This window comes from Amycolatopsis sp. NPDC104863 (assembly GCF_055582965.1).
The window spans coordinates 671,329-698,159 of record NZ_JBVJOW010000005.1 but is presented as its reverse complement, the minus strand read 5'-3'; the positions used below and the strand labels follow the sequence as shown (position 1 = coordinate 698,159).

General features: G+C 71.2%; 21 protein-coding genes. 16 read left to right on the top strand and 5 right to left on the bottom strand.

Features of this window, described 5'->3' with window-relative positions; genetic code table 11:
* Nucleotides 1-6: 6 nt before the first annotated feature.
* Nucleotides 7-1,197, bottom strand: a complete 1,191-nt coding sequence (locus tag ACZ63J_RS30105) for a cytochrome P450 (protein ID WP_465401205.1) — start codon at nucleotides 1,195-1,197, stop codon at nucleotides 7-9.
* Nucleotides 1,198-1,375: 178 nt separating this feature from the next.
* On the opposite strand from ACZ63J_RS30105, the gene ACZ63J_RS30100 reads away from it, so the two are divergent.
* From ACZ63J_RS30100 to ACZ63J_RS30090, 3 genes are read left to right on the top strand one after another with little or no spacing between them, the layout of a single operon-like run.
* A complete protein-coding gene (locus tag ACZ63J_RS30100; RefSeq protein ID WP_465303948.1) occupies nucleotides 1,376-1,894 on the top strand; it encodes a PadR family transcriptional regulator in 519 nt (172 codons plus the stop codon).
* Nucleotides 1,891-3,105 carry a cytochrome P450 gene (locus tag ACZ63J_RS30095; protein WP_465401204.1) on the top strand — a complete coding sequence of 405 codons (1,215 nt, stop codon included), beginning with the start codon at nucleotides 1,891-1,893 and terminating at the stop codon, nucleotides 3,103-3,105. The genes ACZ63J_RS30100 and ACZ63J_RS30095 overlap by 4 nt, the downstream gene beginning before the upstream one ends.
* Nucleotides 3,105-3,299, top strand: a complete 195-nt coding sequence (locus ACZ63J_RS30090; protein WP_465401305.1) for a ferredoxin — start codon at nucleotides 3,105-3,107, stop codon at nucleotides 3,297-3,299. Before ACZ63J_RS30095 ends, ACZ63J_RS30090 begins: the two co-directional genes overlap by 1 nt.
* Here the strand turns inward: ACZ63J_RS30090 and ACZ63J_RS30085 are convergent.
* A complete protein-coding gene (locus ACZ63J_RS30085; protein ID WP_465401203.1) occupies nucleotides 3,296-6,031 on the bottom strand; it encodes an FAD-binding and (Fe-S)-binding domain-containing protein in 2,736 nt (911 codons plus the stop codon). The genes ACZ63J_RS30090 and ACZ63J_RS30085 overlap by 4 nt on opposite strands.
* Nucleotides 6,032-6,115: 84 nt before the next feature.
* Between ACZ63J_RS30085 and ACZ63J_RS30080 the strand changes: the two genes are divergently transcribed.
* The 8 genes from ACZ63J_RS30080 to ACZ63J_RS30045 all read left to right on the top strand — a co-directional run bounded on the left by ACZ63J_RS30080 (nucleotide 6,116) and on the right by ACZ63J_RS30045 (nucleotide 13,686).
* Entirely contained in the window at nucleotides 6,116-7,258 is a 1,143-nt protein-coding gene (locus ACZ63J_RS30080) for a GAF domain-containing sensor histidine kinase (protein ID WP_465401202.1), read from the top strand.
* Complete coding sequence (locus tag ACZ63J_RS30075) at nucleotides 7,255-7,878, top strand: response regulator (protein ID WP_465401201.1); 624 nt, start codon at nucleotides 7,255-7,257, stop codon at nucleotides 7,876-7,878. The genes ACZ63J_RS30080 and ACZ63J_RS30075 overlap by 4 nt, the downstream gene beginning before the upstream one ends.
* Before the next feature lie 13 nt (nucleotides 7,879-7,891).
* Nucleotides 7,892-8,707: a PHP domain-containing protein gene (locus ACZ63J_RS30070; protein ID WP_465401200.1), complete on the top strand. Its 816-nt coding sequence runs from the start codon at nucleotides 7,892-7,894 to the stop codon at nucleotides 8,705-8,707.
* Nucleotides 8,708-8,825: 118 nt separating this feature from the next.
* The gene (locus ACZ63J_RS30065) at nucleotides 8,826-9,635 is read left to right on the top strand and encodes an ABC transporter ATP-binding protein (RefSeq protein ID WP_465401199.1); all 810 of its coding nucleotides are present in this window, start codon (nucleotides 8,826-8,828) and stop codon (nucleotides 9,633-9,635) included.
* Nucleotides 9,632-10,405, top strand: coding sequence for an ABC transporter ATP-binding protein (locus tag ACZ63J_RS30060; protein WP_465401198.1), 774 nt, complete (start codon nucleotides 9,632-9,634; stop codon nucleotides 10,403-10,405). Before ACZ63J_RS30065 ends, ACZ63J_RS30060 begins: the two co-directional genes overlap by 4 nt.
* Nucleotides 10,402-11,280 (top strand): branched-chain amino acid ABC transporter permease, encoded by an 879-nt coding sequence (locus tag ACZ63J_RS30055; RefSeq protein ID WP_465401197.1) that lies wholly within the window; start codon nucleotides 10,402-10,404, stop codon nucleotides 11,278-11,280. Before ACZ63J_RS30060 ends, ACZ63J_RS30055 begins: the two co-directional genes overlap by 4 nt.
* Nucleotides 11,273-12,439, top strand: a complete 1,167-nt coding sequence (locus ACZ63J_RS30050; RefSeq protein WP_465401196.1) for a branched-chain amino acid ABC transporter permease — start codon at nucleotides 11,273-11,275, stop codon at nucleotides 12,437-12,439. The genes ACZ63J_RS30055 and ACZ63J_RS30050 overlap by 8 nt, the downstream gene beginning before the upstream one ends.
* On the top strand, nucleotides 12,436-13,686 hold the full coding sequence (locus ACZ63J_RS30045) for an ABC transporter substrate-binding protein (RefSeq protein ID WP_465401195.1): 1,251 nt from the start codon (nucleotides 12,436-12,438) through the stop codon (nucleotides 13,684-13,686). Before ACZ63J_RS30050 ends, ACZ63J_RS30045 begins: the two co-directional genes overlap by 4 nt.
* Here the strand turns inward: ACZ63J_RS30045 and ACZ63J_RS30040 are convergent.
* The gene (locus tag ACZ63J_RS30040) at nucleotides 13,628-14,701 is read right to left on the bottom strand and encodes a Glu/Leu/Phe/Val dehydrogenase dimerization domain-containing protein (RefSeq protein WP_465401194.1); all 1,074 of its coding nucleotides are present in this window, start codon (nucleotides 14,699-14,701) and stop codon (nucleotides 13,628-13,630) included. The two genes, ACZ63J_RS30045 and ACZ63J_RS30040, sit on opposite strands and share 59 nt — an antisense overlap.
* Nucleotides 14,702-14,781: 80 nt before the next feature.
* Between ACZ63J_RS30040 and ACZ63J_RS30035 the strand changes: the two genes are divergently transcribed.
* The 3 genes from ACZ63J_RS30035 (at nucleotide 14,782) to ACZ63J_RS30025 (ending at nucleotide 16,244) form a co-directional block, all read left to right on the top strand.
* Entirely contained in the window at nucleotides 14,782-15,237 is a 456-nt protein-coding gene (locus ACZ63J_RS30035; RefSeq protein WP_465340940.1) for an Lrp/AsnC family transcriptional regulator, read from the top strand.
* Between the two features lie 136 nt (nucleotides 15,238-15,373).
* Entirely contained in the window at nucleotides 15,374-15,631 is a 258-nt protein-coding gene (locus tag ACZ63J_RS30030; protein WP_465340791.1) for a hypothetical protein, read from the top strand.
* Between the two features lie 40 nt (nucleotides 15,632-15,671).
* Entirely contained in the window at nucleotides 15,672-16,244 is a 573-nt protein-coding gene (locus ACZ63J_RS30025; protein ID WP_465401193.1) for a GNAT family N-acetyltransferase, read from the top strand.
* Nucleotides 16,245-16,278: 34 nt separating this feature from the next.
* Here ACZ63J_RS30025 and ACZ63J_RS30020 read toward each other — a convergent pair whose 3' ends face one another.
* Together ACZ63J_RS30020 and ACZ63J_RS30015 are read right to left on the bottom strand one after the other, a co-directional pair.
* A complete protein-coding gene (locus ACZ63J_RS30020) occupies nucleotides 16,279-18,981 on the bottom strand; it encodes a GH92 family glycosyl hydrolase (RefSeq protein WP_465401192.1) in 2,703 nt (900 codons plus the stop codon).
* 605 nt (nucleotides 18,982-19,586) lie between these two features.
* A complete protein-coding gene (locus ACZ63J_RS30015; protein WP_465401191.1) occupies nucleotides 19,587-20,219 on the bottom strand; it encodes a YigZ family protein in 633 nt (210 codons plus the stop codon).
* Nucleotides 20,220-20,761: 542 nt separating this feature from the next.
* Between ACZ63J_RS30015 and gltB the strand changes: the two genes are divergently transcribed.
* Both gltB and ACZ63J_RS30005 read left to right on the top strand, forming a co-directional pair.
* Entirely contained in the window at nucleotides 20,762-25,333 is a 4,572-nt protein-coding gene (gene gltB / locus ACZ63J_RS30010) for a glutamate synthase large subunit (RefSeq protein ID WP_465401190.1), read from the top strand.
* Nucleotides 25,326-26,777, top strand: coding sequence for a glutamate synthase subunit beta (locus ACZ63J_RS30005; RefSeq protein ID WP_465401189.1), 1,452 nt, complete (start codon nucleotides 25,326-25,328; stop codon nucleotides 26,775-26,777). The genes gltB and ACZ63J_RS30005 overlap by 8 nt, the downstream gene beginning before the upstream one ends.
* Nucleotides 26,778-26,831 lie beyond the last annotated feature (54 nt).

Genomic DNA, 26,831 nt, shown 5'->3' with positions numbered 1-26,831 from the left:
TCCGAGTCACCAGCCGATGGGCATCGACCGCGGTCCGCGGACGAGCATCTGCGTCTTCCACACGATATCGCCGGCCAGGTGCAGCCCCGGCAGCTCGGTGACCAACGCGCGCAGCGCCTCCTGCAGCTCCAGCCGGGCCAGCGGCGCGCCGAGGCAGTGGTGGACGCCGTGGCCGAAGCCGAGGTGGTGGTTTTCCTCGCGGTCGAAGCGCAGCTGGTCCGCGTCGTCGAACTGGAGCCGGTCGCGGTTGGCCGCGCCGACCGCCACCAGCACCGGCTCGCCCGCGCGCACCAGCACCCCGCCGACCTCGACGTCTTCGGTGGCGTACCGGGCGAAGCCGGCTCCCGCGCCCAGGGGCACGAACCGCAGCAGCTCCTCGACCGCCGCCGGGATCAGGTCCGGGTCGGCGCGCAGCCGCTCCCACTGCCCGGGCTGGTCCAGCAGCGCGTAGACGAAGTTGGGGATCTGGCTCGCCGTGGTCTCGTGCCCGGCCACCAGGATGCCGACGCACAGGTCGACCAGCTCCAGCTCGGTCAGCCGGTCGCGGGTGTCGCGGGCCTCGATCAACGCCGTCATCAGGTCGTCCTGGGGCGCCGCGCGGTGTTCGGCGATCAGCCCGCGCATGTAGTCGCGCAGCTCTTCGCGGTTGCGCTCGAACTCCTCGGGGGTCAGCCCGCTGGTGGACAGCGCCGCGTCGCTCCAGACGCGGAACTTCGGCCGGTCGGCGACCGGGACGCCGAGCAGCTCGCAGATCACCGCCACCGGGATGGGCAACGCGTAGAGGTCGACGAGGTCGGCGGGCGGGCCCGCGGCCTTCATGTCCGCGATCAGCTCGCCGGCCAGGGTCGCGACGCGCGGCCGCAGCAGCTCCACGCGCCGCATCGTGAACGCCTTCGCGACCAGCGTCCGCAGCCGCGTGTGGTCGGGCGGATCCATCTGCAGGATGCCGCCGTCGCGCTGCACGGGCGAGCGGCGCGGCGCGTCCTTCTCCTTCTCCATCGCCCGCGAAAACCGGCGGTCGCCCAGCACCAGCCGGGCGTCGGCGTAGCGGGTGGCCAGCCACGCCGGCTCGCCGTAGGTCATCTTCACCCGGACCATGCCCTCGGCTGCACGAGCGGCCGCGTAGGCCTCGTTGAGGTCGAGACCCGCCTCTTCGTTGAAGGGGTACGAGAGCGCTTCGGTGTGGGTGACAGTCATGCGGGAACCCCCGGATTCGACGTCGTAAATCAGTTCGCTTACCAACGCTAACCGTGATCGACGCTCACGTCGAGGAGTAGATCACTCACCCAGAGTCACCGAAGTAACGGAAAGTTTCCGTCCGGATGTCACGGTCAGCCATTGCCGGGTCACGAGAACCTAGGTTACGGTGACCTAGGTGTGGATCGAAATCCTCCTGCTGTCGCGGCTGGCCCGCGAGCCGCTGCACGGCTATGAGCTGCGCAAAGCCGTCGAGGCGTCGACCGGCCGCACCCTGTCGAACAACTCGCTGTACCCGACGCTGCGGCGTTTCGTCGACGCGGGCGCGGTGAGCCGCAGCGCCGAGGAGCAGGAGGCCAAACCGCCGCGGCACGTCTACACGATCACCGACGTCGGCCGCGAGCTGCTGCACGACATGCTCGCGGACTTCCCGGCCGACCTGGCGCTCAACGACACGGAGTTCCTCTCCCGCGTGGGGAACTTCGGCTGGCTGCGCGAAGACGAACGGGCCCGCGTGCTCGACGTCCGCGAGCGCGCGCTCACCGCCGAGCGCGACCGGCTGACGCGGCTCGCCGCCGAGCAGGCCGACCCGTGGAGCCGCGCGGTGCTGCGGCAGGTCTGCCGGACCTTCGACACCGAACACCGCTGGCTGTCCGACCTGAAGACCCACGGCCCCGAACCGAGGAGCGACGCATGACCACCACCGAAGAGGCGCCCCGCCTCCCCTTCAGCCGCGCCAACGCGCTCGAGATCGCCTCGGACTACGAAGTGCTGCGGCAGCGGTCGCCGATCAGCCGCGTGCTCACCCCGGCGGGCGACCCCGCGTGGCTGGTGACGTCGTACGAAGAGGCGAAGGAAGTTTTCCGCGACAAGCGGTTCGGCCGCTCGCACCCCGCGCCCGAGCAGGCGTCGCGGATCTCCGGCGCCGCGATCCAGGACGGCCCGAGCGGCGACTTCGAGACCGAAGAAGCCGAACACAAGCGGATGCGCCGGATGCTGGCGCCCGCGTTCTCCGCGCCCCGCATGCGTGCGCTCGGCGACCGGATCGCGGAGCTGACCGACCGCTGCCTCGACGACCTGCAGGCCGCCCACGACGCGCACCCCGGCGAGCCGGTCGACCTGACCGACTTCCTCGCGTTCCCCTTGCCGGTGCTGGTGATCTGCGAACTGCTCGGCGTCCCGTATGCCGACCGCGAGCACTTCCGCGACCTGTCCGAGCGGATCGCGATGATGGACGGCGGCGCCGACGCGCAGGCGGCGATGACGGAGTTCAAGGCGTACATGACGAAGCTGGCCGACGCCAAGCGCGCGGACCCGCAGCCCGACGTCATCTCCGACATGGTCGCGGTCCAGGCCGACGACCCGACCTTCACCGACGACGACCTCGCGCGGATGGGCGCCGGCCTGCTGTTCGCCGGCCACGAGACGACGTCCACCCGGATCGCGATGGGCACGCTGTTCCTGCTCGCCGACACCAGCCGCCGCGACCGCTTCGAGGCCGACCCCGACGGCCAGGTGCAGCAGACGGTCGAGGAGATCCTGCGGCTGACGGCCACCAGCGGCACCGGCCTGCTGCGGTACGCCCACGAAGACGTCGAGATCGCGGGCGTCCGGATCGCCCGTGGCGACGCGGTGCTCGTCTCCAGCGACGCGGCCAACCGCGACGCGTCGGTGTTCGCCGACCCCGACGAGTTCGACCCCACCCGCGCCCCGAACGTCCACCTGGCCTTCGGCACCGGCGCGCACGTCTGCATCGGCGCCAACCTGGCCCGCACCGAGCTGCGCACGGTGTTCCCGAAGCTCTTCCGCCGCTTCCCCGGCCTCCGGCTGGCGGTGGGCATCAACGACATCCCGGTGCGGGTCAACCGCGTCGCGGGCGGGGTCGACGCGGTTCCGGTGATCTGGTGATGAAGGTCGACGTCGACACCACGAGCTGCGTCGCCTCCGGGCAGTGCGTCCTGCTCGCCCCGGAGACGTTCGACCAGAACGAGGAGGACGGCACGGTCGTCCTCCTCGCGGCCGAGCCGGCCGAGGGAGAGCAGGACGCGGTCCGCCAGGCGGAGCTCACCTGCCCGGCGGCCGCGATCCGCGTTTCCGGTTAGGGCAGCGCGCGCCTCAGGAGTTCGGCCAGGTGCACCGCTTCCCGGCCGGACTCCTGGGCGATCTGCGTCCGGCAGCTGAACCCGTCGGACACCACCACGGTTTCCGGGGCCGCCGCGCGGATCGCCGGCAGCATCCGGTCCTCCGCCACCGCCTTCGACACCTCGTAGTGGCCACGCTCGAAGCCGAAGTTGCCGGCCAGTCCGCAACATCCCGAGTCGAGGGTCGTGTTGCGGACCCCCGCCGCGGCCAGGGCCGACTCGTCCGCGCCGAAGCCCAGGACGGCGTGCTGGTGGCAGTGGACCTGGGTGATCGTGTCGACGTCGAGGGCCGCGAACGGGATCGGCGCCCGCTCGAGCAGCTCCGCGAACGTGAACGTCCGGGAGGCCAGCAGCTCCGCCCGCGCGTCGCCCGGCAGCAGCGCGGGCAGATCGCCGCGGAACAACGCCGTGCAGCTCGGCTCCAGGCCCGCCACCTCGTAACCCTCGTCGAGATAAGGCGCGAGCACGTCCAGGGTCCGGGTGAGCACCCGGCGCGCGACCCCGAGCTGGCCCGTCGACACCCATGTCAGTCCACAACAGACTCCCCGGTCCGGCAGGACGACGTCGTAACCCGCCGCGGTCAGGACCTCGTGGGCGGCCTCCAGCACCGAGGGGGTCAGGTAGTTGTTGAACGAGTCCGGCCACAGCACCACACGACGCTCCCCCGACGCCCGGCGCCGCAGATCCGCCCGTGATGACGTGAACGGCGAACGAGCGAACGACGGCAGCGCGCGTTCCGGCGCGATCCCACCGAGCCGTTTCACGAGGCCCGCCAGCTTGGACCGCCCCACGGCGTTGGCCAGCCGCGGCGCGCGGGCACTGAGCCGCAGCCACAACGGCAGCCAGCCCATCGAATAGTGCGACGCCGGGCGCAGCCGCCGCCGGTAGTGTTGGTGCAGGAACTCCGCCTTGTACGTCGCCATGTCGACGTCGACCGGGCAGTCGGACAGGCATCCCTTGCAGGACAGGCACAAGTCCAGGGCTTCGTGCACTTCGGACGATCGCCAGCCGTCGGTGACCACCTCGCCGTTGATCATCTCGGCGAGCAGGTGTGCCCGCCCGCGTGTCGAATGCTTTTCCTCGCGGGTGGCCCGGTAGCTCGGGCACATCACCCCGCTGCCACTGGTGTTGCGGCACTTCCCCACGCCGACGCAGCGCCGCATCGCCTGTCCGAAGCTGCCCCGGTCTTCCGGGTAACCGAGGAACACGGCGTCCTCAATGGACGGTGGCGCCGGGCGCACCCGCAGATCGGCGTCGACCGGGCGCGGCGCGACCAGGATGCCCGGGTTCATCCGCCCGGCCGGGTCGAAGATCGCCTTGAACCGGGCGAAGAGGTCCATCATCTCCGGGCTGTACATCCGGGACAGCAGCTCGGAGCGCGCCTGGCCGTCGCCGTGCTCGCCGGACAGCGAACCGCCGTGCGCCGCGACGAGGTCCGCGGCCTCCTCCAGGAACCGCCGGAAGTCCGCGACGCCGGAAGCCGACAGCAGGTCGAAGTCCAGCCGCAGGTGCAGGCAGCCTTCGCCGTAGTGGCCGTAGACGACACTGCGCCGCCCGTGCGCCCGCATCAGCTCCTTGAACTCGCGCAGGTACGCGCCGAGCCGCTCGGGCGGGACGGCCGCGTCCTCCCAGCCCGGCCAGGCCTCCGAACCGTCCGCGAGCCGGGTCGCCAGCCCCGCGCCCTCCTCGCGGATGCGCCACAGCCCGCGTTGCGCGGCCGGGTCGTCGACGATCGTGAACCCGGTCAGCTCCAGCGACGCCGCCAGCGCGCGGGCCCGCGAAGCCGGCTCGTCGCCGGCGAGCTCGACGAACAGCCAGGCCCCGCCCGGCGGCAGGTCACCCGCGCGGCCGGGCAGCATCGCGACGAGCTCGGCGTCGACGCCTTCGACGGTCAGCGGTGACCACGGCAGGATCCGCGGCACGGCGTCGGCTGCGGCGATGTCGGACGGGAACCCCAGCACCGCCAGCACGCGGCGAGCGGGCAGCTCGGCCAGCTCGACCGTCGCCTCGAGGATCGTGACGCAGGTGCCTTCGGACCCGACGAGCGCCTTCGCGACGTCAAAACCGTTCTCCGGCAACAGGTGTTCCAGGCCGTAGCCGGACACCCGGCGCGGCCACGTCGAGAGTTCCTTGCGCAGCAACGCCAAGTTGTCGCGCACGAGCGCGCGCAGCTCGTCGAAGATCCGGCCCTCGGTGGGCTCGTCGCGGCCGACCCGCAACCGCGTGCCGTCGTAGAGCAGCACGTCCAGCGACCGGACGACGTCGACCGTGCGGCCCCACGCGACCGAGTGCGAACCGCACGCGTTGTTGCCGATCATGCCGCCGAGCGTGCAGCGGCTGTGCGTCGACGGGTCCGGGCCGAACCGCAGCCCGTGCGGCGCCGCGAGCGCCTGCAGGTCATCGAGCACCGTGCCGGGCAGCACCCGCGCGAGCCGGGTTTCCGGGTCCAGCGAGAGCACTCCGCCGACGTGGCGCGAGGTGTCGATGACCAGGCCCGGCCCGCACGCGTTCCCGGCGACGCTCGTGCCGCCGCCGCGCGCGATCACCGGCAGGTCCCGGGCGCGCGCCTCGGCGACCGCGGCGACCACGTCGTCGACGGACTCCGGCAGCACCACGCCGCGGGGCACGTGGCGGTAGTTGGACGCGTCGGTCGTGTACAGGGCGAGCGTGGCGGCGTCGGTGAGGATCTCCACACCCCCATTCAAGTCGACGAACGGCGCCGGTACCTCTCCAGCCGGGTATGTCCGGAACCACACTCCGTGTGCGATCGTGGGCGCGTGACGGCAAAGGAGCACGTCGCCGAGTACGGCGCGGTGCTGGGCGAGCTGCTGCGCGAGCGCGAGAAGCTGCTCGGCACGCTCGACCGCGTCGCCGCGCTGCACGGGACCGCGCGCCTGATCCGCGAGACGGTCGGCGCGAAGGCCGGGTTCGTCGGCGAGCTCACCGAGCCGGGGCTCGCCGTGATCCGCTGGATGTCCGGCAACCGCACCGACGCGCTGCAGGACCTCGAAGTGCCGACCGGCCGGGGTGTCGGCGGGCGGGTGCTGGCGCTGGGCCGGCCGGTCCGGGTCACCGACTACGTCAGCGCGTCCACGATCACCCACCACTTCGACGCCCAGGTGCGCGGGGAGGGCCTGGCCGCGCTGCTCGCCGTCCCGATCGTCGCGCGCGGCGAGACCGTCGCCATCGCATACGCGGCCATGCGCGAGCCCGCCGACTTCGGTGACGACGCCGTCCGGCGGATGGAAGAGGTCGCCTGCCAGGCCGGGACGGCGTTGCAGCTGGCGGAGGTCGCCGAGACCGACCGCACCGCCGCGGTGGCCGGCGAGCGCCTGCGGATGCAGAGCGCGCTGCACGACTCCGTCGGCGCGCTGCTGTTCTCCATCGGCGTCCAGGTGCGCGACCTGCACGCCGACGTGCACGGCAACCCCGGCCTGGAAGCGCGGCTGCACCGGCTGGAGGCGGACGTCTCCGCGGCGGCCGGGGCGCTGCGCGAGTCGCTGCTGGCGCTGGCCGAGTCCAGCCCGGAGCGGGCGCTGCCGGTCGAGCTGGCCGAGCACTGCCGCTCGTTCCAGGCGCGCTGCGGGGTCCCGGCCCGGTTCGTGCAGCTCGCGGCGGTGCCGCCGCTGGACGCCGAACGGACCGCGCTGCTCGTGTCCGCGGTCCGCGAAGGGCTGCTCAACGTCGAGAAGCACGCCCGCGCGACGTCGGTGGTCGTCAGCCTGCTGCCCAGCGACGACGGGGTCCAGGTGGTCGTCGCGGACGACGGCGCCGGCGCGTCGGCGGCGGCCCCGGGCACCGGCATGGGCCTGCGGACGCTCGCCGGCCGCGCGTTGCGGCTCGGCGGCCGGGTCAGCCTGGTCCGCGACGAAGACGACGGCTGCACCCTGCGCGCGTGGGTCCCGCTGGTGCGGCCGTGACCCGCGCGAGCGTGCTCGTCGTCGACGACCACCCGGTCGTCCGCGACGGCGTCAGCCTGCTGCTGCGCTCCGACCCGTGCCTGGCGGTGGCGGGGTCGGCGGAGTCGGGCCGGGCGGCGATCCAGCGGGTTGCGCAGCTGCGGCCGGACCTCATCCTGCTCGACCTGCGGCTGCCGGACATGCTCGCGCCGGAGGTGATCGCGGAGCTGCGGCGGGTGCACCCGGCGGCGCGGATCGTGGTCTTCACCGCCCACGGTGACCACCAGGGCGTGCTCGCGGCGCTGGACTCCGGCGCGCACGGCTGCCTGCTGAAGGACGTCGCGGGCACGGACCTGGTGGCGGCGCTGCGGCGGGTGCTGCGCGGCGAGCGGGTCGTCGACCCGCGGATCCTGCCCGACGCCGGGCAGCGGTCGGACGCGCTGGCCCGCAGCGGCCTGACCCGCCGGGAGTACGAGGTGCTGCGGCTGGCCGCGCAGGGCCAGACGAACCCGGAGATCGCGGAGTCGACCGGGCTCGCGCGCAACACCGTCAAGACGTACCTGCAGTCCGCGCTGCACAAGCTGGGCGCGCGCAACCGCGTCGAGGCCATCGGCAAGGCCAGCGAGGCCGGGCTGCTGTGAGATCGTCCCTCGGGTGACCATCGACCTGCACACGCACAGCACGGCTTCCGACGGGACGACACCGCCCGGGTCGCTTCCGCGGCTGGCCGCCGAGGCCGGGCTGACGGTGCTCGCGCTGACCGACCACGACACCCTGGCCGGCCTGGCGGCGGCGGCCGCGGCCGCCGACGTCGAGGTGGTCCCGGGGGTCGAGATCTCGTGCCGGCTCGACGACGCCGAGGTGCACCTGCTCGGCCTCTTCGTCGACCCCGGGAACGAGCGCCTGGCGGCCGAGCTGGAGCTGATCCGCACCGACCGCGCCCGCCGCGCGGTGCGGATGGTCGAACGCTGCCGCGAGCTGGGCGCGCCGATCACGCTGGCGCAGGTCGAGACGATCGCCGCGGGCGCGCCGCTCGGGCGTCCGCACATCGCGGCGGCGCTGGCCGCGGCGGGCATCCCCGACGCGTTCACCCCGGAGTGGATCGCCGACGGCGGCCGCGCCGACGTGCCGAAGCACGTGCTGGCCACGGCGGACGCGATCGGGCTGGTCCGCGCGGCCGGGGGTGTGGCGGTGCTGGCCCACCCGCGCTCGGTGAAACGCCGCGCGTCGGTCTCGGACGCCCAGCTGGCCACGCTCGCTTCGGCCGGGCTGGCGGGGATCGAGGTCGACCACCCCGAGCAGCCGCCGGAGGTGCGCGAACGCCTGCGGGAGGTCGCCGCCGGCCTGGGGTTGCTCGCCACGGGGTCCAGTGACTTCCACGGTGACCGCAAGCCCGTGCGCCTCGGCGAGCACACGACGTCGCCGGAGGTCCTGGCTGCGCTGCGGGCGGCCGCCGTGTCCGTTTTGTAGCCCGCCGGGTCTCCAGGTGGGGGTGACGGGGAACCTTCGCCGACCGCAGGATGACCGCCACTGACGGTGACTCACGTCACACGAGTGGAGGAGGCGTCTTGCGCTCAGGTGAGAGTCCGTGCTGACCGTGCGTGGTCTTCGGGTGCGGTACGGCCGGTCGACGGCCGCGCTGCACGGGGTCGACCTCGACGTCTCCGCCGACGGGGTGCTCGCCGTGCTCGGCAGCAACGGCGCCGGGAAGTCCACTTTGCTCAGAGCCGTGTCGGGCACGCTCCGCATGCACCGCGGGGCGATCTCGGGCGGCGAGATCCGCTACGACGGTCACGCGCTCGGCAAGCTCGACCCCGCCCGGATCGTCCGGCTCGGCGTGGTCGGCGTGCCGGAGGGACGGCAGGTGTTCGCGCGGATGACCGTCGAGGAGAACCTGCGGGCCGGCGGCATCGGCGCCCGCACGGCGGCCGAGCGGGTCGCCGCCCGCAAGCGCGTCGACGAGCTCTTCCCCGTCCTCGCCGAACGCGCGAAACAACGCGCCGGCCTGCTCTCCGGCGGCGAACAGCAGATGCTGGCCATCGGCCGGGCGCTGATGTCCGCGCCGAAGCTGCTGCTGCTCGACGAGCCGTCGCTGGGGCTGGCGCCGAAGGTCGTCCAGCAGATCGGCCGGACCGTCCGGGAGATCCACGACCAGGGCACCGCCGTGGTGCTGGTGGAGCAGAACGCCGTGATGGCGCTCGGGGTCGCCGAGCACGCCGTGGTGCTGGAGGTGGGCCGGGTCGCCCTCGCCGGGACGGCCGCCGAGCTCGCGGCCAGCCAGGACGTCCAGCGGCTGTACCTGGGCGGGCACGCCGAGTCGCAGGAGACCGCCGACGCCGAGGCGGAGACCGCGCGCGAACGCCGGGCCGGCCGGACGCTGTCGAGGTGGGCCGGATGACCCCGCCGGAACTGCGCGTCGAGGGCGTTTCCCTGCGGTTCGGCGGGATCCGCGCGCTCGACTGCGTCTCGTTCACCGTCGCCCCCGGCTCGCTGCACGCGCTGATCGGGCCCAACGGCGCCGGGAAGTCCAGCTGCTTCAACGTGATCAGCGGGCTCTACCGGGCCGACGAGGGCCGCGTGCAGCTCGGTGACACCACCCTGACCGGGCTCGCGCCGCACCGGCTCGCGGGCCTCGGGGTCGGGCGGTCGTTCCAGAACGCCGCCCTGTCCCCCGGCTCCACCGTGCTGGACAACGTCCTGCTCGGCCGGCACGCGCTGACCCGCGGCGGGTTCCTCGCCGCCGGCCTGCGGCTGCCGTGGACGGTCCGGGCCGAACGGCGACACGCCGAACGCGCGCGGGAGATCTGCGCGTTCCTCGGCCTCGAAGCGGTTGTCGACACCCCGGTCGGCGCGCTGCCCTACGGCGTCGTCAAACGCGTCGACCTGGCCCGCGCGCTCGCCGTCGAGCCGGTGCTGCTGCTGCTCGACGAGCCCGCGGCCGGGATGAACGCGGGCGAGACCGCGGAGCTGGCCGGCACCATCGGCGAGATCCGCGCCGAGCTGGGCATCTCGATCCTGCTCGTCGAGCACGACATGGGCCTGGTCATGGGCATCGCCGACCGGGTCACGGTGCTCGACTTCGGCCGCCGGATCGCCGACGGCACCCCGGCGCAGGTCCAGTCCGACCCGGACGTCATCAAGGCCTACCTGGGCACGGAGGCGGCGTGAACACCTTTCTGCAGCTCGTGGTGAACGGCCTCGGCAAGGGCGCGGTGTTCGCGCTGCTCGCGCTGGGGTTCGTCATCATCTTCAAGGCCACGGAAGTGGTCAACTTCGCGCACGGCTCGCTCGTGCTCTTCGGCGGTTACCTCGTGGTCGTGACGCGCGACGCGCTCGGCTGGGTGGGCGCGTCGCTGGTCGGCATCGTCTCGGCCGGGCTGCTCGGCCTGGTCGTGGAACGCCTGCTGCTGTCCCGCTCCCGGCACGCCGACGCGAACAGCCTGGCCCTGCTGACCATCGGCGTCGACGTGATCGTCACCGAAGAGATCGTGCGCCGGCTCGGCGTCACGCTCCCCTTCCTCGGCGGGGCCTGGGACGCGCAGCCGTTCCAGGTCGGCGGGATCACGCTGTTCCGCACACACCTGGTCGCCCTCGGTGTGGCCGCGGTGCTCATCACGGCGTTCTGGCTGGCCTTCAAGTACTCGAACTGGGGCGTGGCGATGCGGGCGCAGGCGGAGAACCGCGAGGCCGCCGCGCTGATGGGCATCCGCAGCTCCCGCGTCACCGCGACGGCGTGGCTGGTCGCCGGGCTGCTGGCCGGGGTGGCGGTGCTGTTCATCGCGACGCAGGACTTCTCCGGCGCCGGGCTTTCGCGCGGGACGCATTCGATCGCGCTGGCCGCGTTCCCCGCGGCCATCCTCGGCGGCCTCGACTCGACGGCGGGCGCGGTGGTCGGCGGCCTCGTCGTGGGGCTCGTGGAAGCGCTCTCCGCGCAGTACGTCTCGTTCGACTTCTCGAAGAGCGCGGTGTTCCTGGTGATGCTGGTGGTCCTGGTGGTGCGGCCGTCGGGGCTGTTCGGCACGAGGGAGCGAACCCGTGTCTGACAGCGCCGTGTCCGAAGTGGACGCTCCACCCGAGGCCGCGGAACCGGCCCGGCCGCGCCGCGACCTGGGGAAGCCGGTGCGCACGGTCGCGTGGCTCGCGCTCCTGGTCGTCCTGCTCGCCCTGCCGCTCTACCTCGACGCGGCCTGGCTGAAGGCCGGGCAGTACATGATGATCGGCGGGGTCGGCGCGATCGGGCTGACCCTGGTGGTCGGCCAGGCCGGGCAGCTTTCCCTGGCCCACGCGTTCTTCCTGCTCGCCGGCGGCACGGCGTACACCGTCCTCTCCGGACCGACCGGCGACGACCGCGTCATCGGCTTCGGCCTCGACCCCGGCCTGGCGCTGGTCGGCGCGGTCGTCGTCTCGGCGCTGCTGGGCCTGGCGTTCGCGCCGGTGGCCGGCCGCCTGCGCGGGATCTACCTCGGCGTCGCGTCCCTGGCGCTGGTGTTCCTGGGCCTCTACTTCGGACAGTCGGCCGAGGAGCTGACCGGCGGGACGTCCACCGGGCGCGCGCCGGCGCCGTTCTCGCTGTTCGGCTTCCCCTTCACCAACGACGGGCCCGAGATCTCCCTGCTCGGCGTGCCGATCCGGCAGGCCGAACGCACCTGGTACCTGTTCCTGCTGCTCACCGTGCTGGCGTTCGTGGTCGCCCGTGGTGCGGTCCGCGGCCGGGTCGGGCGGTCGTGGCGGGCCGTGCGCGACAACGAGGCCGCGGCCGCGGTGATGGGTGTCAGCGTGCTGCGCGCCAAGGCGGGCGCGTTCGCCGTCTCCTCGGCCTACGGCGGCCTCGCCGGCGCGATGACCGTGCTGTGGTTCGACATCCTCAAGCCGGACGAGAGCGAGTTCGGCACCTATGGCATCAACGTGTCCATCGCCTTCCTCGCGATGGTCATCATCGGCGGGCTCGGCTCGGTGCCCGGCGCGCTGGTCGGCGCGCTGATCGTCAACGGCCTGCCGCAGGTCCTCGCCCTGTACTCGGCCGACCTGGGCTGGTTCGCCGGCACCGGCGACGGCGCGCTGACCCCGGTCCTGGTCAGCTCGTTCGTCTACGGCGCCGCGATCATCCTCGTCGTGCTCTTCGAGCCGGGCGGCCTCGCCGCGATCGGCCGCCGCCTCACCCGTGTTCGCCGTCAACCCAGTCAACCCGCGGAGGAACCATGAAACGCACACACCTGGCGGCGGCGCTGACGGCCGTCCTGGCGCTCTCGGCGTGCAGCACGAAAGCGGGCAGCTCGGGTTCGTCGGGCCCGGACAGCTCCGGCGTCAAGACCGGTGACGGGGTGACCGCCACCGAGCTGACGCTCGGCGTGATGACCGACAAGTCCGGCGTCTTCAAGAACCTCGGCCTCGGCATCACGCAGGGCAACGAGCTGTGGGCCAAGGACTTCAACGCCGCCGGCGGCGTCTGCGGCCGGCAGGTGAAGCTCGAAGAGGTCGACCACGGTTACAAGGCCGACACGGCGAAGACGCTGTACCCGCAGATCGAGCCGAAGGTGCTCGGGTTCGTCCAGCTGCTCGGCTCGCCGGTGGTGGCCGCGCTGAAGCAGAACCTGGCCACCGACAAGACCGTCGCCGCGCCCGCGTCGTGGTCGTCCGAGCTGCTGGACAACCCGTACGTGATGATCGTCGGCACCACCTACGACCTGGAGATGATCGACGGCCTCGCGTACCTGCAGGAGCAGGGCCTGCTCAAGGACGGCGACACGATCGCGCACGTCTACATCGACGGCGAATACGGCAAGAACGGCCTGCGCGGCTCGCAGTTCTTCGCGAAGAAGCACAACCTGACGGTCAAGGAAGTGAAGATCACCTCGACCGACAGCGACCTGACCAACGTCGTCACCGGGCTCAAGGGCGCCGGGGTCAAGGTGATCGCGCTGACCACGACACCCGCCCAGACCGGGTCCGCCGTCGCGGCGAACAAGGCGCTCGGGCTCAACGTGCCGGTGCTGGGCAACAACCCGACGTTCGACCCGGCGCTGCTGAAGAGTCCCGCGGCGAGCGCGCTGGACAAGCTGACGATCGTCGCCAGCAGCGTGCCGTTTTCCGCGGACCTGCCCAAGGCCAAGGAGGTCGCGACGAAGTACAAGGCCGCGTACAAGGAGACGCCGAACGGCGGTGTCCCCTACGGCTACGCGGTCGGCGAAGTCTGGGGCGCGGTGCTCAAGAAGGCCTGCGACAACAAGGACCTCACTCGTGACGGCATCGCCGCGGCGCTGAAGCAGACGACGTCGGCGAGCACGAACGATCTGGTCGCGGCGCTGGACTTCTCGAAGCCGGGAACGCCGGCGACGCGCCAGGTCTACGCGGCCACCCCGGACGCCTCCGCCGAGGGCGGCGTCCGGTACGTCAAGCCGCTGTTCGAGGCTCCGGAGGCCAAGGAGTACGTGGCGCCGCACCAGAAGTGAGCCGCCGCTCGGCCAGCACGGCCGCCTCCCGCAGCGGGGTGGTCGTGCCGGCCTTCGCGGCTCGCAGGAGGTCCGTGACGGTCTTCTCGATCGTCTCGACGCGGCCGAGCGCGGCCTCGTGGTCCAGGCCCTCCGCTTCGCGCGAGAGTGTGTACAGGATCCCGCCGGCGCTCGCGACGTAGTCCGGGACCCACAGGACACCGCGGGCGGCCAGGTCGTCCGCGACGGCGTCGTCGGTGAGCTGGTTGTTGGCCGGGCCGACCACCAGCGGGGTGTCGAGCCGGGCCACGCTCTCGGGGCTCAGGACCCCGCCGACGGCGGCCGGGACGACGACATCGGCCGTCAGGGTGAGCGCTTTCTCCGGCTCGGCCCAGGTCAGGCCCTGATCCTCGGCTTCCGCGCGCTTCGCCGGGTCGATGTCCGAGACGACGACTTCGGCGCCCGCGTCGTGCAGGCTCGCCGCCAGGTGGGCCCCGACCGAGCCGTAACCGCTCACGACCACCCGCCGGCCGGCCAGGTCCGGTGAGCCGAACACCGCGGTCGCGGCGGCCCGCAGGGCGGCGAGCACCCCGACGGCGGTCGGGCCGCTGGAGGAGCCGGTGCCGCCCGCGGACTCGGGGGTGCAGAACGCGTACGGCGAGACCTCGCGCAGGACGAGCATGTCCGCCGGGCCGGTGCCGACGTCCGGGCCGGCCAGGTAGCGGCCGCCGAACCCGGCGACGAGGTCCGCGTGGTCCAGCAGGACGTCCCGCCGGTCCGCCGGCGAGAGCACGCGCCCCGGCTCCGGCGCGATGACGCTCTTGGCGCCCCCGAAGGCGAGTCCCGCGACGGCGCACTTCGCCGTCATGGCGGCCGACAGGCGGAGGACGTCGTCGACCGCCTGGTTGATCGTCGCGTAGGGCTTGAACCGGCAGCCGCCGACGGCCGGGCCGAGGGCGCTCGAGTGGATCGCGACCATCGTGGTGACGCCGGAACGACGGCCACGCCGGGCGACAAGCTGTTCATGTGCGGTCATACCGACCGAAGCTAGAGTGATGAACGGCGTTGTCGACTTGTCGCCGAACTAAATTCGGCGCCGAACCGGAGGTCCCCGTGCTGGACGAACTTGATTCGGCGATCGTGCGCCACCTGCAGGAGGACGCCCGCCAGACCAACCGGGACATCGCCCGGAAGGTCGGCATCGCGCCGTCGACCTGCCTGGAGCGGATCCGGCTGCTGCGGGAACGCGGCGTCATCCGCGGCTACCACGCCGACATCGACCTGGCGAGCCTCAACCGCGGCGTCCGGGCGCTCGTCACCGCGCAGGTGCGGCCGTTGAGCCGCGCGGTCATCGACTCCTTCCAGCGGTCGATCGCCGAACTGCCGGAAGTACTCTCCGTATACGTGACCGCGGGCAGTGACGATTTCCTGATCGAAGTGACCACGCGCGACATCGACGGCCTGCACGCATTCCTCACCGACCGGCTCGCGTTGCGCCGGGAGATCGTCGGCTTCCGCACGTCGATCGTTTTCCGCCACGTGCGCAAGACCACGCTTGAGCCGCTGCGCTAGGGGTATCCGGGAATCACCCGGAAAAACCCGACACGCACCCCTACGTGCACCCCTGAAATACCCGGGTTCGCACGCTGAGAGGGGGAAAATGTCGGTGTCCGGAGGTCTAATGAGCGGGACGGAAGGAGGCGCCGCCATGATCACCGAACTGAACCATCGTGAGCGGGCCACATTGAGAGCCGTGGCCGGGGGCCACGCCGAGATCAGCTGCAGCTGCGAGCCCGACCTCTTCATCGACGGCCTGAGCTGCTGCGACCAGTCCACCGCGCACCGGCTCGCGCGGCTCGGCCTGATCGCGCCGGCCCGCGACGGCAAGCGCGGCCAGCTCGTGCCCGCGCTGCTCACCGAAGCCGGGTCGCAGGCACTGGGCGAGGTCTACGCGCTCGCCGCGTAATCGTGTTGCCACACACTGGGGTCACTGTCAGCATCACCCGATGCAGGTATTCCTCGAAACCGAGCGGCTGATCTTCCGCCGGTTCACCGAGAACGACGTCGACGCGCTCTTCGAGCTTTACGACGACCCGGCCGTGATGAAGTACCTCAATGGGGGCCGGCCCGCGGACCGCGCCGAGATCGCCACGCTGGATCTCCCCGCGTTCCTCGGTTACTACGAGCGTTTCCCCGGTTACGGCTTCTGGGCCGTGGTCGAGAAGAGCACCGGCGATTTCCTGGGATGGTTCCATTTCCGGCCGCGGCCCGGCGATCCGGTCGACGAGCCCGAGCTGGGGTACCGGCTGCACCGGCAGGCCTGGGGCAAGGGCTACGGCACCGAAGGGTCCGCGGCGCTGCTCATGAAGGGCTTCACCGAGCTGGGGGTCAAGCGCGTCACGGCGTTCACCATGACGGTGAACCGGCGCTCGTGGCGCGTGATGGAGAAACTGGGGATGCGGTTCGTCCGCACGTACTTCGAGGAGTTCCCGGAGCACGAGCGCGCGCCGGGCAGCGAGCACGGCGAGGTCGAGTACGCCATCACCCGCGACGAATGGGAAGCCGCCCGGGACTCGTGAGTGCCGCTCGCCGCGGCACCCACGAGCCCACGGCTCAGCGGTAGACCTCGAACTCGTAGATCCGGGCCGCGCCGTTGCCGTCGTTGGCCGGGGTGGTCAGGTTCAGCTTCACGTACCGGGCCGACCGGGTGGTGATCGGGTGGTACGTGCGGCTGGCCCGGGAACCGCTCACGGAAGCGACCGTCGTCCAGTTCGAGCCGTCGGTCGACGTCTGAATCGTGAAGGCGCCGGTGTTCCAGCCCGTGGTCTCCCCGCCGAGGCCGGCGTGCTTGACCACGAACGACGACACGTTCTGCGCCGACCCGAGGTCGACCTGCAGGAACTTCGTGGCGGCGGTGCTGCAGAACTTGCTGTTGTTCGCCAGGCTGCCGTCCACGGCGTTGGCCGCGCCCTCGGCGGAGTTGCACGCCGCCGAGCCGGTGGCCGCCTTGCCCTGCGCCAGGTTCGTGCCGAGCTCCGGTGCGGCGGCCGGCGGGGTGAACCCGTCGTTGTACGACGGCGGGACGTCCGCCACGTTCGTGCCCCACGCGCTCGGCGACGAGCCCATCGTGTAGTTCAGCGTCGCCGCGCCCGCGATGTCGCCGTAGCGGATCCACGACTTCGTCGTCGAAGTCCCGTTGACGCTGAGGCTCTGCACGTACTGCGAACCCTGGCCGGCGCCGGTGCCGGTGATCTGGATCGTGCCGCTCGGGCGGATGATCGAGACCGACGAGAACAGCGGGCCGTGCAGCGCCAGGACGTCCGCGCCCGGCGTCGCCGGGTACATGCCCAGCGCGGCGAAGACGTACCACGCCGACGTCGCGCCGAGGTCGTCGTTGCCGGGCAGGCCACCCGCGCCGGTGGTGAACGACTCGTTCATCACGCGCCGCACCGCGGAGCTGGTGCCCTGCGGGTAGGCGGCGTAGTTGTACGCCCACGGCACGCCGTGCTCGGGCTCGTTGCCGATGTAGAAGTAGGGCTGGGTGAGGCCGCCGTTGAGCTGGGTGAAGTGGTGGTCGAGCCGCTGGACGGCGGTCTTGCGCCCGCCCATCAGGTTGATCAGGCCCTGGTAGTTGTAGGGCACCATCCAGGTGTACTGCGACGGGTTGCCTTCGGTGTACCCGCTGTTGCTCGACGGCACGACCGGCCAGGCCCAGTTGCCGGTGCTGCCGCGCGGCTGGATGTATCCGGAGTCGGTGCCGAACACGTTCTGCCACCACTGGGCACGCTGCATGTAAGTGTTGTACTTCGCCGTGTCACCAACGGACTTCGCGAACTGCGCCACCGCGAAGTCCGACGCCGAGTACTCGAGCGAGTCCGACGGGTCTTCGGTGATGTAGTGCCGGCTGGTGTAGCCGGACTGGCGGCCGCGGATCGCCTGGCCCTGCGCGGTGCCGCCGTTGGAGCTCTTGTCCATCAAGGTGAGCGCCGCCGCGGTGTCGAAGCCGCGGACGCCGAAGGCGTACATGCTGCCGACGACGATCGGGCCGGGGTCACCGGTCATCACGAAGTGCTCGTTGTTGTTGTGCGACCACTTGGGCAGCAGCCCGCCCTGCTGGCCGTCCAGCACCATCGACTTCGCGATGTCGCCGGCTTCGTTGGGCGCGACGAGCCCGATCAGCGCGGCCCACGAGCGGTAGATGTCCCAGCCGGAGTAGTTCTGGTAGACCGTGTGCGACGCGGTGTGGATCGCCTGGTCGAACCCGCGGTACTGGCCGTTCGTGTCGCTGGCGATGTTCGGGTTCTGGAAGACGTGGTAGAGCGCCGTGTAGAACTTCTGGAGGTCCGCCGCTGTCCCACTGCCCACCTGGACGCGGTTGAGGATGGTGTTCCAGCTCGTGTCGGCCGCGGCGCGCGTCCCGGCGAAGTCGAAGCCGGGTTGCTCGGCGGCGAGGTTCGCCTGCGCGTTGGCCAGGCTGACGAACGAAATGCCGATCTTCGCCTGCACCGTGGTGTTGCCCGAAGTGTCGAAGGTGACGTAGCCGCCGGCGTTCGTCCCGTTGGTGCTCGCGGACCCGGCGTTGACCGTGCCGCCGAGCCAGGTGCCGAACCCGCTGGGCGCGCGGTCGAACTGGATGACGTAGAAGATCTGGTAGGTCTTCGACGAACCGCAGAACCCGCCGCCGGTCGCCGAACCGGTGAGCTGGCTGCCGCTGATGCTGACCGATCCGTTGCGGTTGCCGGTCGCGCTGCGGCCGGGGTTGACGAGCAGGCGCGCGGACGTCGTGTTCGGGTAGGTCAGCTTCATCGACCCGGAGCGCTGGGTGGCGGACAGTTCGACGGTGGTGTTGTAGTTGTCGAGCTTGTTCTTGTAGTAGCCGGGCGCGGCCGACTCGTTGGCCTTCGTGTAGCGGCCGGCGTACCCGGTCCAGCCGGTGCCCGGCGACGTCCCGATCGCGCCGGTGATCGGCAGCAGGCCGAGGTCTTCGTTGTTGGGGCAGCCCGCGCCGTTGAAGTGGGTGAGGCTGAACTCTTCGATGCTGGTGTCGCTGTAGCGGTACCCGGACGGCGACCCGGTCGGGGTGTCCGGGCTGAACTGCACCATCCCGAACGGCACGGCGGCGCCCGGGTAGGTGCTGCCGCCGGCGCCGCCGGGCACGGGGTTCGGCGAGTTGCTGTTGTCCGTGCCGATGAAGGGATTCACGTACTGCGTGAGGGCAAGCGTCGCCGCGCCGGCGGGGGTGACGGGCAGCGCGGCGAGCCCCGCCCCGACGAGAACCGCGGCGAGCAGCACCGCGCGTCTCTTCAGCCTGGACATGGAACCTTCCTCCCTGTCGCACGCTTCTTCCGCCGCGCGACAACGTTGTCGGACGAGTGACAACGTTGTCAGCACGCACAGTGCGCCGACAACGTCGTGGCGATCGAGGTGGTACCGGAACTCGGTGGCACGACATGGTGCCACGGCGGGGGCCGGTCGCGATAGCACCAAAAGTCCGTTGTGCGCCAAGCGATCCACGACCGGACCACTCAACCCCCGTGGACCACCCACCCCACCCCGTATCTCACGTCCCCAGACCCGCAACCCACGTGACCCCAGCCGGATCCCGCGTGATCCGCGCCGGATCTCGCGTGATTGGAGCCGTAACTCGCGAGTTCCGCTTCCAATCACGCGAGTTCCGGCCCCAGCCACGCGAGTTCCGGGTCCGGTCACGCGGGTTACGGGTCCGGTCACGCGGGTTACGGCCCGGATCACGGGCTGCAGACCCGGGGTTCTGCCGACCCGGACTTCGTGTCGTCCCTCCAGTCACGCGTGTCGTCCGTTCAAGCACGCGTGTCGTCCGTTCAGGCACATGGTGCGTGTGCGGGAGGGGTCGACACGCGTGACTGGGGAGTCGACACGCGTGATTGAGGGGTCGACACGGGTCAGGGGCGGGAGGCCACCCAGGTTTCGCCGAGTTCCGTTGTGGTGGCTTCGCCGTTGGTCAGGTCCGCCAGCCAGCTCTCGAAAGCCGGGGCCTCGCCCGGCGCCAGGCCGATCTCGAAGCGGGCCAGCTCGTCGAAGCGCGTCCCGTGCACGAGATACGGCGACGCGCGCAAGTCGTTCTCCAGCCGGCCCGCGCGGTCGTAGCTCACCGCCACTTCGACCAGACTGAGACGCCTGTGTTCTAGTACACCAACCACTTCCAGTGCGTCCGAAACGGACTGGCCGTACGCGCGGATGAGCCCGCCCGCCCCCAACAGCACTCCCCCGAAGTACCGCGACACCACCGCAACCGTGTCCGTCAGGCAGCGACGGTGGAGGACTTCCAGCATCGGGACGCCCGCCGTGCCGGCCGGCTCACCGTCGTCACTGGACCGCCGGGTTCGCCCGTCCGGGCCGAGCACGAACGCGTGACAGTGGTGCCGGGCGCCCGGTTCCGCGCGCCGTCGGGCCGCGATGAACTCGCGCGCGGCCGCTTCCGACGTCGCCGGGGCGAGCGCGCAGAGGAACCGGGAGCGCTTGATCTCGACCTCGTGGACCCCGGATCGAGCCACGGAGAGATAACGATCAGTCATCGGACGGGTCCGCCATGCACCCAGCTTCTCACCCCTTGCGGACCTCACGACACGTGCCCCAGACCACTTCGGACGGACGTTTCCGCAGGTCAGGACCATAAACGGTCGACACGTGGGAGCGACAGCCCGGCATATGGGACTACCCTGGGTGCCGTCAACGTAAGCGTGGCATTTCCCACCCGGGGACAACGACGTATGTCGATAACAGCGAATTCACACTATCGTCATAAGACCCGGCGAACCCGGGAGTAACACCGCGCGTTCCGGCTGACCCCCACCACAGTGGCCGGCCTGTGCGCGCACAGCAGGACCGACACGTTCGGCTGCCCAGCGTTGTGCGGCCTCCCAGATGACCCGCGTCCGGTTTCCGAGCATCGAAGCCCGGCCGACGCTTCGCGGCATCTTGCACTCTGACAACGCCGACAACAGCAACTGTTCTCGACTGACCATCGCGGTACCGGACCACTTCGTTAACCGGTTCAGCTCGAACCACCTGATGGAGTGAGTACCGGTCGCGCCAACGCCTTGGGAGGCGGCCAGCCGTGACCCACCGTGCCAGTTCCCTGCCCCCGTCCGGGGAGCAGCTCAGCAACGCCGAGGCCCAGGGCCTTTACCGCAGCGAGTACGAACACGACGCCTGCGGGGTCGCCTTCGTCGCCGATCTGACCGGCCGACGAGACCACGCGATCGTCGCGAAAGCCCTGGTCGCGTTGCGCAACCTGGAACATCGCGGGGCGCGGGGCGCCGAACCGGACACCGGCGACGGCGCCGGGCTGCTGATCCAGATCCCCGACGAGTTCTACCGCGAGGTCGTGGACTTCGAACTGCCCGAGCCGGGCACCTACGCCGTCGGCACGGCTTTCCTGCCGCAGGACGAAAAGCGCCGCGGCCGCGCGATGACGACCATCGAGCGCATCGCCGCCGAAGAGGACATGCGGGTGCTCGGCTGGCGCGAGCTGCCGGTGCACACCGAGCACTGCGGGCCGACCGCGGCCGAGACCATGCCGCACTTCACGCAGCTGTTCCTCGCCGCGCGCCGCCCGAAGCCGGAGCATTCGGACCCGCTGCACATCGAGCGCAGCGCCTTCTGCGTCCGCAAGCGCGCGGAGCACGAGCTCGTCGACGACGACGTGTACTTCCCGTCGCTGTCCTCGCGCACGATCGTCTACAAGGGAATGCTCACCGAGCCCCAGGTCGAGCGGTTCTTCGCCGACCTGACCGACGAGCGCGTCACCAGCGCCATCGGCCTGGTGCACTCCCGCTTCTCCACCAACACCTTCCCGTCGTGGCCGCTGGCGCACCCGTACCGGTACGTCGCGCACAACGGCGAGATCAACACCCTGCGCGGCAACCGCAACTGGATGGACGCCCGCGAGGCGCTGCTGGAGACCGACCTGGTCCCGGGTGACCTCAAGCGCATCTACCCGGTGATCACCCGCGGCGCCAGCGACTCGGCGTCCTTCGACGAGGTCCTGGAGCTGCTCCACCTCGGCGGCCGCCCGCTGCCCCACGCCGTCCTGATGATGATCCCGGAGGCCTGGGAGAACCACCAGGAGATGGACCCGGCGCGGCGCGCGTTCTACGAGTTCCACTCGACGCTCATGGAGCCGTGGGACGGCCCGGCGCTGGTCGCCTTCACCGACGGCAGCCAGATCGGCGCGGTGCTCGACCGCAACGGCCTGCGCCCCGGCCGCTACTGGGTGACCGACGACGGCCTCGTCGTGCTCGCCTCCGAGGTCGGCGTGCTCGACATCGACCCGGCGACGATCGTCCGCAAGGGACGTCTCGAGCCCGGCCGGATGTTCCTCGTGGACACCGCCGAGGGCCGGATCGTCGAGGACGAGGAGATCAAGACCGAGCTGGCCACCGAGCACCCGTACGACGAGTGGGTCGAGGCCGGCCTGGTGCACCTGGAGGACCTGCCCGAGCGCGACCGCGAGGTGCCGCTGCACGCCGCGCTCGTGCGCCGCCAGCAGGCGTTCGGCTACACCGAGGAAGAGCTCGAAGCCATCCTCGAGCCGATGGCCCGCACCGGCGCGGAGCCGATCGGCTCGATGGGCAACGACTCGCCGCTCGCGACGCTCTCGAGCCGCCCGCGGCTGCTCTTCGACTACTTCATCCAGCTGTTCGCGCAGGTCACGAACCCGCCGCTGGACGCGATCCGCGAGGAGCTCGTCACGGCGCTCGGCACGCAGATCGGCGCCGAGCCGAACCTGCTCGTCGGCAACGCGGCGTCCTGCCGCCGGATCACCCTGCCGTTCCCGGTGCTCGACAACGACCAGCTCGCCAAGCTGGTGCACGTCAACGACGACGGTGACCTGCCGGAGTTCCAGGCCGTCACCGTGCTCGGCCGGTACAACGTCCACGGCGGCGGTGAGGCGCTGGTCCAGCGGCTCGACGAGATCCGCGCCGAGGTGTCGGAGGCCATCGAGGACGGTGCGCGGCTCATCGTGCTGTCCGACCGCGGGGTCGACGAAGACCACGCGCCGATCCCCTCGCTGCTGCTGACCGGCGCGGTGCACCACCACCTCGTCCGCGAGAAGACGCGCACGCAGGTCGGCCTGATCGTCGAGGCCGGCGACGCGCGCGAGGTGCACCACATCGCGCTGCTCATCGGTTACGGCGTCGCCGCGGTGAACCCGTACCTGGCGATGGCGACCGTCGAGGAGATGGCCCACCAAGGCCTGATTCCGGGCGTCACGCCGAAGGAAGCGACGCACAACCTGATCAAGGCGCTCGGCAAGGGTGTCCGGAAGACGATGTCCAAGATGGGCGTCTCGACCGTCGCGTCCTACACCGGCGCGCAGATCTTCGAGGCCGTCGGGCTCGGCGAGGACGTCGTCGAGAACTGCTTCACCGGCACGACGTCCCGCCTCGGCGGAGTCGGCTTCGAGACCCTGGCCGACGAAGTCGCGAAGCGGCACAAGTACGCCTTCCCGGCCGACGGCGTCCGCGCCACGCACCGCGAGCTCGAGACCGGCGCGGACTACCAGTGGCGCCGCGAAGGCGAGCCGCACCTGTTCAACCCGCAGACGGTGTTCAAGCTCCAGCACTCCACGCGCTCCGGGAAGTACGAGGTCTTCAAGGAGTACACGAAGGCCGTCGACGACCAGGCCGAGAAGCTGCTGACGCTGCGCGGGCTGTTCGACTTCAAGTACGGCAAGCGCGCGCCGGTGCCGATCGACGAGGTCGAACCGGTCTCCGAGATCGTCAAGCGGTTCGCCACCGGCGCGATCTCCTACGGCTCGATCTCGATGGAGATGCACCAGACCCTCGCCATCGCGATGAACCGCCTCGGCGGGAAGTCCAACACCGGCGAGGGCGGCGAAGACGCGGAGCGCTTGTACGACCCCGAGCGGCGCAGTGCCGTGAAGCAGGTCGCGTCGGGCCGCTTCGGCGTCACGAGCGAGTACCTCGTCAACGCCGACGACATCCAGATCAAGATGGCGCAGGGCGCGAAGCCCGGCGAAGGCGGGCAGCTGCCCGGCGCGAAGGTCTACCCGTGGATCGCGAAGACGCGGTACTCGACACCGGGCGTCGGCCTCATCTCCCCGCCGCCGCACCACGACATCTACTCGATCGAAGACCTCGCCCAGCTGATCCACGACCTGAAGAACGCCAACCCCCGCGCGCGCATCCACGTGAAGCTCGTGTCCGAGGTCGGCGTCGGCACGGTCGCGGCGGGTGTGTCCAAGGCGCACGCGGACGTCGTGCTCATCTCGGGCCACGACGGCGGGACGGGCGCGTCGCCGCTGTCGTCCATCAAGCACGCCGGCGGCCCGTGGGAGCTGGGCCTGGCCGAGACGCAGCAGACGCTGCTGGCCAACCGGCTGCGCGACCGGATCGTGGTGCAGACCGACGGCCAGCTCAAGACCGGCCGCGACGTCATCGTCGCGGCGCTGCTCGGCGCCGAGGAGTTCGGCTTCGCGACCGCGCCGCTGGTGGTGTCCGGCTGCATCATGATGCGCGTCTGCCACCTCGACACGTGCCCCGTCGGCGTCGCGACGCAGAACCCGAAGCTGCGCGAGAAGTTCAGCGGCAAGGCCGAATACGTCGTCAACTTCTTCGAGTTCATCGCCCAGGAAGTGCGCGAGTACCTGGCGGAGCTGGGTTTCCGGTCGATCGCCGAGGCCGTGGGCCACGCCGAGTTCCTCGACAAGCGCAAGGCCGTCGACCACTGGAAGGCGGCCGGGCTCGACCTGACGCCGATCTTCCACGTGCCCGAGATGGCCCCGGCCGGCCTGCGGCTGCAGCAGACGCAGCAGGACCACGGGCTCGAGAAGGCGCTCGACAACACGCTGATCCAGCTGGCCGAGGGCGCGTTGAACTCGGGTGACAAGGTGCGGCTGGAACTGCCCGTCCGCAACGTGAACCGGACCGTCGGCACGATGCTCGGGTCCGAGCTGACGAAGAAGTGGGGCGGCGAAGGCCTGCCCGACGACACCATCGACGTCACCTTCACCGGGACCGCGGGCCAGTCGTTCGGCGCGTTCCTCCCGAAGGGCATCACGCTGCGGCTCTACGGCGACGGCAACGACTACGTCGGCAAGGGCCTCTCCGGCGGCCGGCTGATCGTGCGTCCGCCGAAGGAGGCGCGGATCGCCGCCGAGGACCACATCATCGCCGGCAACGTGATCGCCTACGGCGCGACCAGCGGCGAGATCTTCATCCGCGGCAAGGTCGGCGAGCGGTTCTGCGTGCGCAACTCCGGCGCGCTGGCCGTCGTCGAAGGCGTCGGCGACCACGGCGGCGAGTACATGACCGGCGGCCGGATGGTCGTGCTCGGGCCGGTCGGGCGCAACTTCGCGGCCGGCATGTCCGGCGGCATCGCCTACGTGCTCGACCTGCCCGCGCACCGCGTCAACCCGGAGATGGTCGACATCGACCCGCTCGACTCCGAGGACGCGGACTTCCTCCGCGAGACGCTCGAAAAGCACTACGACGAAACGGAATCCGCCGTCGCGCGGGAGCTGCTGGCCGACTGGGACGCGGGTGTCGACCGCTTCGGGAAGGTCATGCCCAAGGACTACAAGCGTGTGCTCGAGGCCCAGGTGCAGGCCGAACGCGACGGGCGCGACGTGAACGAGGCGATCATGGAGGCCGCACATGGCTGACCCCAAGGGCTTTCTGACCACCACCCGCGAAGAGCCGAAGCGCCGTCCGGTCGACCTCCGGCTGATGGACTGGCGCGAGGTCTACGAGGACTTCGCGACCACGAAGCTGGAGAAGCAGGCCGGCCGCTGCATGGACTGCGGCATCCCGTTCTGCCACCAGGGCTGCCCGCTCGGGAACCTCATCCCGGAGTGGAACACGCTGGTGTGGCGGGAAGACTGGCAGCAGGCCATCGACCGGCTGCACGCGACCAACAACTTCCCGGAGTTCACCGGCACGCTGTGCCCGGCGCCGTGCGAAACCGCGTGCGTGCTCGGGATCAACGACGACCCGGTGACGATCAAGCGGGTCGAGATCTCCATCGTCGACCGCGCCTTCGAAGAGGGCTGGATCACGCCGCAGCCGCCCACCGCGAAGACGGGCAAGAAGGTCGCGGTCGTGGGCTCCGGCCCGTCGGGACTCGCCGCGGCGCAGCAGCTCACGCGCGCGGGCCACAGCGTCGTGGTCCTCGAGCGGGCCGACAAGATCGGCGGGCTGCTGCGCTTCGGCATCCCCGAGTTCAAGATGGAGAAGCAGCGGCTCGACCGGCGCCTCGACCAGATGCGCGCGGAGGGCACGGAGTTCCGGACCTCGGTGAACGTCGGGGTGGACCTCTCGGCCGACGAGCTGCGGTCGTCGTACGACGCCGTGGTGCTGGCGGGCGGCGCGACCGACTGGCGCGACCTGCCGATCCCTGGCCGCGAGCTGGACGGCATCCACCAGGCGATGGAGTTCCTCCCGCCGGCGAACCGGGTCGCGTCGGGTGACCTCGACGCGTCGCCGTTCGACGCCGCCGGGCTCGACGTCGTCGTGATCGGCGGCGGCGACACCGGCGCGGACTGCGTCGGGACGTCCCACCGCCAGGGTGCGCGTTCGGTGACGCAGCTGGAGATCATGCCGAAGCCGCCCCAGGCCCGTTCGGACGCCCACCCGTGGCCGACCTACCCGATGATCTACCGGGTGTCCTCGGCGCACGAAGAGGGCGGCGAGCGGATGTACGCGGTGAACACGCAGGAGTTCCTGGGTGACGACGCCGGCCGCGTGCGTGCGCTGAAGCTGGTCGAGGTGCGCAACGAGGGCGGCAAGTTCGTCCCGGTGCCCGGTTCGGAACGCGAGCTGCCCGCGCAGCTCGTCCTGCTGGCGATGGGCTTCCTCGGGCCGCAGAAGAAGGGCCTGGTCGAAGACCTGGGCGTCGAGCTGGACCCGCGCGGCAACGTCGCCCGCGACAAGGCGTTCAAGACGAGCCTGGACAACGTGTTCGTGGCCGGTGACATGGGCCGCGGCCAGTCCCTGATCGTCTGGGCGATCGCGGAGGGCCGCAGCGCCGCGGCCGGCGTCGACGCCTACCTGACCGGGCGCGACTTCCTGCCCCGGCCGATCGCGCCGACGGACCGGCCGATCGCGTAAGACCCGGCGCCGGGGGGGGGGGGGGGGGGGGGGCCCCCCCCCGGGGGTCTCCCC